General features: G+C 71.7%; 3 protein-coding genes. 1 reads left to right on the top strand and 2 read right to left on the bottom strand.

Features of this window, described 5'->3' with window-relative positions; translation table 11 throughout:
* Nucleotides 1-528 (bottom strand): nuclear transport factor 2 family protein (locus tag G6018_RS07090; protein WP_241732012.1); only part of this gene is annotated, 528 nt, incomplete at its 3' end.
* A gap of 24 nt (nucleotides 529-552) precedes the next feature.
* On the opposite strand from G6018_RS07090, the gene G6018_RS07085 reads away from it, so the two are divergent.
* A complete protein-coding gene (locus tag G6018_RS07085) occupies nucleotides 553-987 on the top strand; it encodes a nuclear transport factor 2 family protein (RefSeq protein ID WP_179523970.1) in 435 nt (144 codons plus the stop codon).
* A gap of 49 nt (nucleotides 988-1,036) precedes the next feature.
* Here the strand turns inward: G6018_RS07085 and G6018_RS07080 are convergent.
* On the bottom strand, nucleotides 1,037-1,775 hold a 739-nt coding region (locus G6018_RS07080), incomplete at its 5' end, for a lipase family protein (protein ID WP_241732011.1).

Genomic DNA, 1,775 nt, shown 5'->3' with positions numbered 1-1,775 from the left:
GGCGGTCGCGGCTGCCGTCTCGTCTCCGCGGACGGTGTGGACCTCGGGAAAGGTCACGGTCGCGCTGTCGAGGGAGCGCGTGATCGACCACCCCGGGGAGAACAGGCACTCGGCCATCACCCAGCGGCCGCTCTCCACCACGTAGACATCGGAGTACTCGCCGGTGGAGAGGGTCTCGGTGCCGTTCTCCCGGTCCACCTGACGGAACTGCAACGTCCAGGTGCCGGTGGCGCGCCGCGGCGCGCCCCCGTCCGCCGGGTCCTCGACAGCGATGGAGGGCATGAGGCCGTGGTGCATGTCGAGGATGCGGGGTCCGCCGTCGGAGGCGGTGGCCAGGGCGATCTGACGGAAGATCCCGACCATCGTGTCCGGGTCGGTGCGGCCGAGCGGGCCGAAGTCCAGGAGGCCGCCCTCGGCGACGAAGCACGCCCGGAACCCCTCCGGATCCTTGCCGTCGCAGGCCCGCCAGTACCGGTACTTGAGCTGCTCTATCGCCTGGCGGGCGCGGGATTCGTGCTCGAACTGCATGCGGGCCACGTTAGCCTAGTGGGCATGAGTCGAACACTGGTCGAGCTGTCCGATCGCTGGGACCTCCAGGACCTGGTGACCAGGTACGCGACCTGTATCGACGCCCGTGACTTCGACGGACTGGACAGGGTGTTCACCCCGGACGCCCGGGTGAGTTACGAGGCCTCGGGCGGCCCCGCGGACGACTATCCGGCGGTGCGCACCTGGCTGGCGGAGATGCTGCCGATCTTCGCCTCCACCCAGCACCTCATGGGCAATCTCGCGGTGACCCTGGACGGCGACACCGCGACCGGACGCTGCATGTGCTTCAACCCGATGGCCCTGCGGCCGGTGGAGGAGAAGGACCAGCAGGTGTTCTTCTACGGGCTCTGGTACGTGCTCGGGTTCGTCCGGACCGCAGAGGGCTGGCGGATCGACAGCCTCGCGCAGGAGCAGGCCTTCCACCACAACCTGCCCTGACGGACGACGGAGGGGCCCGCCACCCGGCGGTCCCCTCCGTGGTCCGGCGTCAGACGGTGCCGCAGGAGTCCGGGGCCGGCAGGCCGTGCACCCGGTCCATGAGGTAGCGCGCGTTGGTGGCGCGCTCGGCAAGCATCGGCAGGGCGTGGTCGACCACCAGCCCCGGCGCCAGAGCCGGTAGCTCCGCGGTACGCAGCTCCACCGTGGCGCCCCGGGCGCACCAGTCCCGGACCAGGTCGACCGCGGTGTCGTGGGGGACCACGTCGTCGTTCCGCCCGATCAGGACCATCGCGGGGACCGTGGGGGCCACGCGGCCGAGGTTGTAGCCCTCGAGGACCCGCAGGATCTCGGGCTCGGACCGGGCGGCGTCGGCCAGCGAGTTGCCGTGCGTGGTGAACTCGGTGGTCCGGCGCAGACCGTAGGCGAACGCGGTCTCGGCGACGCACTGCGTCGAGGTCACCTCGAGCATGCGCCTGCCCTCGTCGTTGAGCTGCCGGTCGAACGCCGGACGCAGCTCGGGGTGCACCTGCAGGATCCCGTTGATGGCGTACCCGACGGCCCCGGTGAGGACGCCACCGTCGACGCGGTCGAGGGTGCCGAGCATGTCCGACGGCGGGGCGCCCGCGGCGATCCCCACCAGGTTGAGGTCCGGTGCGTACTGGGGCTGCATCTCGGCGGCGGCCGCGGCCGCGCCTCCGCCCTGGGAGTACCCGCTCACGACCGTGGGGGAGTCGGGGGCGAGGTCGGTCCCGGACAAGCGCACCGCGGCCCGGGCGGCATCCAGGGCC

It is taken from the genome of Dietzia sp. DQ11-44, from assembly GCF_014145205.1.
In the GTDB taxonomy this organism is placed as follows: domain Bacteria; phylum Actinomycetota; class Actinomycetes; order Mycobacteriales; family Mycobacteriaceae; genus Dietzia; species Dietzia natronolimnaea.
Note: the sequence above shows the minus strand (reverse complement) of the source record. Positions and strands in the feature narration are given on the sequence as shown.

What these genes read in the sequence shown, in the direction of transcription:
- G6018_RS07085 (WP_179523970.1), top strand. Translation starts at nt 553, where the DNA reads ATGAGTCGAACACTGGTCGAGCTGTCCGATCGCTGGGACCTCCAGGAC.